Annotated in this window: 5 protein-coding genes; all 5 read right to left on the reverse strand. The window is 40.4% G+C overall.

The window, feature by feature from the left end:
* Positions 1-386 (reverse strand): VOC family protein (locus L4C33_RS20905; protein ID WP_428814319.1); only part of this gene is annotated, 386 nt, incomplete at its 3' end.
* A 313-nt stretch (positions 387-699) separates the two neighbouring features.
* Positions 700-981, reverse strand: coding sequence for a hypothetical protein (locus tag L4C33_RS20910; RefSeq protein WP_428814320.1), 282 nt, complete (start codon positions 979-981; stop codon positions 700-702).
* A 135-nt stretch (positions 982-1116) separates the two neighbouring features.
* Positions 1117-2142 (reverse strand): porin, encoded by a 1026-nt coding sequence (locus L4C33_RS20915; protein ID WP_428814321.1) that lies wholly within the window; start codon positions 2140-2142, stop codon positions 1117-1119.
* A gap of 128 nt (positions 2143-2270) precedes the next feature.
* On the reverse strand, positions 2271-3446 hold the full coding sequence (locus tag L4C33_RS20920) for a hypothetical protein (protein WP_428814322.1): 1176 nt from the start codon (positions 3444-3446) through the stop codon (positions 2271-2273).
* Positions 3439-4728: VWA domain-containing protein (locus L4C33_RS20925; protein ID WP_428814323.1), on the reverse strand; the 1290-nt coding region annotated here is incomplete at its 5' end. The genes L4C33_RS20925 and L4C33_RS20920, both read right to left, overlap by 8 nt.

The raw sequence follows: 4728 nt of genomic DNA on the forward strand, positions 1-4728 counted from the left end.
CTACGATACTCTACGAATTCTACTTCAAAGCCTGCAGGGTCAACAAAATAGACATTTCTACGGTAAGTTTCTTCTATGCCTGGGTTTACGATTGAGAAACCAGCTTGCGTTAACCTTTCAATAACCGCTTCAATATTATGAGTCACATACGCAAAGTGCGCCAAACCAACACTGTGCCCAGCTAGATTGCGATTTTCTCCCTCACCATGATCACTCATAGCGATATATTGATACTCATCCCCAAAATGTAACCAGTTGCGAGCCTTACCAGACCATTCCCCTTGACCTTCATCTCGCACATACCAATGAGGAAATGCTGCCTGATAAAATTTAAGCATTTCGGGAATATCTTTTACTACCAAATTTACGTGTTCAAGTTGAATCATACCTATCTCCTTAGTTCTTATTCACTTTGCTACTTCTTTGTAGCCGATGCAGACAGGATAAAACCTCAAGCTAACTTGAGGTAAAGTGTTTATTTGGATTATTTTTAATTAATTAGGAAGTTGGCTAGAAGAGTAAGAATTTAACTTGAGGATCCGAGTGACACAGCGCTAACACTCTGTCATGAAATCAGAAATAACAGTTTGGCCTTGGTTTATATACTAGTTTTGTTTGAGTTAAGCCAATGAATAGCACTCAATAGGATATTTATTTCAGAGTAATACATTCACCGCCTTCTCTACTTTAATTAACCGTTTATACCTTAATGACAGTACAAGAGATCGCGGGCCTTAACGACTTTCTATGAATTCCGCTATAACGTCCTGTTAGGGCAATATAATAGTCTTTGGTTAAAAGAAGCTCTAACGCCTGCTCTTTAGTTTCAACATATACTTTATTACACTGATGTTGAGGTCGACTCCCTGGCTTTCTTCCCTTTATTTTCGCTAATTCGTAGTAACCATTTTTATTCGGTTCACAACGAAATACCGCGTCATTTCCATAGATACTTCCCTTGGCGATTATATCAATAATCATACGAACTCCGAATAGCAATAAAAAAGCCACACTTAAAATGCTAAGTGTGGCGAAAGACCTAGAAAATGCAGTGAACAAAATTAGGCAAATAAAGAGAGTGATAGCCAACCGCCGAATGGTGGTTGGCTATTAAGTTTAGAAGCTGTAGTAAACGCCAGTTACAACAGTCATTGAGTCATCAGTTGCCCAATCAGCATCACCTTGTTGGTATTCAGCAAACGCCGTGATGTTGCTAGCAACTGAATAATCAGCGCCGATAACCCAGTTTGAAGTGTCACCGTAAGTGTTTGTTGCTGTGTTATCTACAGAAGCAATTGCGTAAGTCGTGTAGATACGAGCATCATTAATTTGGTATGCAGCTGCTAGACCAATAGTGTTACCTTCTACTAATTCGTATGATGTCTTTTCGTTCCAATCATTTGGATTAGTAGTTGTTCCTGTAGTTTTGTAAAAACCAAAACCGTCAGCGCCTTTAAACTCAGCGTAAGTTGCAGCTAGGTAAAGACCTTCAATTTGAGCAGAAGCTGATACGCCGTATAGTTCGTAATCTTCGTCTGAGTCTGTTTCACCTTGAATGAAAGAAGCACCAACTGAGAACATGTCATTTGCGTAGTCTGCAGAGAAACCGTAAGTTGAGTCTAGGTTGTTCTCATTAGTTGTGTTGATATCAGCAACAAACGTCATTGGGCCAAATTTAGTTTTAGCTACAATGCCATTACCTTTAGACTCACGGTGGTTACCACCAGCAGAGCCCATGTAGTTACCTTCGTTTGTGATATCGTCTTTTTGAATTGCATCAGCAGATTCTGCTACATCACCAACTTCACCAACTGCAACACCCCAAGTGTCTGTTTTCACACCAACATGAACGTCATCAAAGTTAGCTGCTGTATCAGTATCACCGTAGTAAGAACCAGCTTCAATTTCGAATGAAGCAAAACCAGTAAGTTGGTCATTAAGCTTTTGTTCTGCATCCATTTGAACTTTTGCCCAAACGTTGATATCTGCGTCAGATTCCTTACCATTAATATCTGTTGTCGCTAGGTAAGCATCAACTTCACCTTTCATAGAAACGTTCGTTGTGTCTGTAGAGTAAATTTCACCAGCGATTGCTGTTGATGCTGTTGATGCGATTAAAAGTGCTAAGATTGTCTTTTTCATAATGGCCACTACTTCCTAAGAGTTGAACTTACTTTGTCGCTTGTGCGACTTCGAATGTGGGGCCATTTTGTCGAAATAACTTTGCAGTAAATACCGCAATATTACTGCATTTAACCGATTACTTTTTCCTACCGGTGTATTTTATTCTCCTGATGTTTGTTATTTATTCGCACCTTCATATATAAAAAAAACAAACTTACTCGACTTAGGGGTTTCTCTAATTTATTTAGTTGGTAACGACGTTGAATTTCACTAATCGTTATATTCACTTCACTACCTTCTAATAATCGGTAACGCTGGCTTTCGATTAAAACAGACTCATACAAACCACTTTCATATTTAGCTACATCTCTATTCCTTATGGATTTAAATACTCTTAGCCATATTGGAAGTGGTTTGTTTTTATAGAATTTTCTTACATATAAACATGTGAAAATTACGATAAACATCGATAAAACAATCGTAATAACTGTTGTTATATTGGCTTTCAATAATGAGTAGGGTGTGTGGCTAACTTGCCATTTAACCTCTTCTAGAATGATCTTTCGTTCTATATTACTGCTCGTATCCCACCAATATATAGTTTGACTAGGAAAGGTTAATTCACCGGATTCTTGAAGAATGTAGGTTGCCGATTCTACTTTTTGCGAACGATACTCTCCTCTCACCTCTGTATCGCGACTTTTTGCTTGGTGAGGATAAAAAGAAATTCGTTCTCGATTATGTATAGGCTCTTCCAAAATATCAGGGAGTAACATCGCGCTGGTACCTGCTACATATGTGGTAACGACCCGCTTTATCGAATCACCAACTCGCAGCTTATCGTCCCCCTCAACGCCTGTACTAGCACCAGTTCGCTCACTTCTAATCACTTCCCACTCTTCGCTAACATGGGCTTCAGAGCCGGTGATCCACTTATTCGAGGAAACCATACGAGGACTAGGTTTGCTAACTTGAAACGCTAGCGGAGCCGAAGTTAACGACCCTTTCACCTTATTTTTCCCATCTTTCACTTCTAGAGCATTGTTGTTTATGACTAACGCGTCATCCATTTCGATACGATGAATTCGAGTACCCGACGTAAACCAGGTGTCGGTCATCACCTCCAGGTTAACGATAACTTGCTCATTCACTACGAATGGCTGACTCGTTTCGCTTACCCACGACCTAATCTGTACTCGCTCTTCCGCATTGAGTTCAGCTAACGTCTTATCTGCACTATTGTTGGCCATTAAGTCGCCACAAAATATAGCGAGAATGAAAGGTAAGAAAGCGCGAAAGCCATTGCCAAGTATTCTATTCATTAGCCCACTCCGTCATTGTGCCAGTGCCCAATTCATACTGCAAAGAGAACTTAGTCGTTAGAAAAGTAGATAGGTTACTTTCTACACGCTTCATCCACTTTTCATTGGCTTCGGAACTATTGAGGATCTGCTCGGCGGTGTACACCTCTTGGATCAATAGCTCTCGCTCGACTTCTTGTATCACGCCCTCTGAGCTTTTAGGTTTATCGCCCCGCTCCCTGCTACTTTGCTGCTCATTAGAGTTCGATTGGCTTTCGGTAAAGCTATCGATATGTTTGATAATATCGCTCACGAGTTCATAGTTATGTTGTGCTATCGCGTTATTAGGGTAAGTTTCTAAAATCTCTTGATATAGAGACTGTGCCGCAAGGTATTCTTTTTGATGAGCCAACGCAGCTGCTGCACTAAGCTGCGAGTCAATGTCATCACTTCTCATAAAGTATTGTTGTGCAATTTCGTATTCACCTGCTTGGTAATACGCTGTCGCTTTCCAGTTATCATTTTCAAATAGCTCTGCTGCTAGAAAATACTCTTCATCTTGGAACTTCATAAATGCTTGTTGATCTTTACTTAACCACAGATCCACAAACTTAAACTCAGCAGCCGAGGCTGAAGGACTAAACAAGGAGGCGTTAACCACTAATAAACATACACTCCATTGAACAAGCCAGCCTTTGCGAAACCACAACWAATACAAGATGATTACTATCCAAATTAAGGGATAACCTCCATCAAACCAAGGTTCTGATACCCCACCCGACAATTCAGAAAACGCAGCTATTTCACTGATAAGTTGGCCAATATCACGCTCGTCTGATGTAAAGAAGACAWATTCCCCGTTTACTGAATTAGCAAGGTTCGAAAGTTGTTCAGACGCCAAAGGAAAAGGCGTCGGCACATTTTGGTCACCGACCCCGTATATCAAAAGATGGTGAGGCTTTTCGTTAAAATACTTCTGATAATTTGTAGTGGCCTTTTCATTAAGCGCATCAGTTATCAATAACACGGTAGCGGCTTCCGCCAACAATGCCTGTTCTATAGTGGGCAGCGTATATTCAGCGAGTTTTCCTTGTCGCGGCATGATATCGAGTTCAATAGCTTCTAGTAACGGTTTAAAAACCTCAATGTCCTGAGTTAAAGGCATAGCCAAATGTGAGCTACCTGAATACACAACCAAAGCTGTTGTACCGGCATTTCGTCGCTCTAATAACTTCAAGATTTTTTGTTTTGCGTGAAACAAACGACTTGGTGCTATATCGCGTTGTAGCATGGACTCTGATAC

Source organism: Vibrio makurazakiensis, from assembly GCF_050337375.1.
In the GTDB taxonomy this organism is placed as follows: domain Bacteria; phylum Pseudomonadota; class Gammaproteobacteria; order Enterobacterales; family Vibrionaceae; genus Vibrio; species Vibrio makurazakiensis.